At 42.6% G+C, this 618-nt stretch carries 1 pseudogene; it reads right to left on the reverse strand.

The window, feature by feature from the left end:
• Positions 1-224: 224 nt before the first annotated feature.
• A pseudogene (locus ACS8FD_RS22085) lies at positions 225-618 on the reverse strand (trigger factor); the annotation flags it as partial.

Raw genomic sequence — 618 nt, forward strand, 5'->3', positions numbered from 1 at the left:
CGTCTCTACGTTTGCGTTTATACAAATCCTAAAAAGTAGCGATTAAACGGACAGCGTGACTCATAATAACAACTTAGATGGTTGTACAAAGAATGATTCCCTATTGATAGGGTGTTTGCGCTCAATTATCAAGGGGCAGCCTCATAAACCACGAATAAAAATGCCCCAACAAACCGTTAGGGCATTCTTGTTACACTCTAGACCAATAGCGTGAGAACGCTAATTTACATAGCTTGTTGCTGTTGTTGCTGAGCCGCTAGTAAGTCTTGGTAGCTAACTTCTTTGTCAGTGACGTTACCTTGATCAATGAGATAATCAACCACTTGGTCTTCTAATACGACAGACTCAATGTTTGCACGTTGCTGTTTATCATTGGTGTAGTACTCGATGACCTCACTTGGGTCTTCATAGTTTTCTGCAGCTTCTTTGATGAAGGTCTCAACGCGCTCTTGATCTACTTCAAGGTTTTGTGTGTCGATAACACGGGCAACGATGATACCAAGACGGGCTGCACGTAACGCTTGCTCTTCAAATAGCTCATTTGGCAGCATGTCTTTATCAAAGCTATCAGCATTAGCGCCAAACTGCTGAGAAAAACGCTGCATCATCATGTTGCGT

The sequence above is a fragment of the Psychrobacter sp. 1U2 genome, assembly GCF_051847575.1.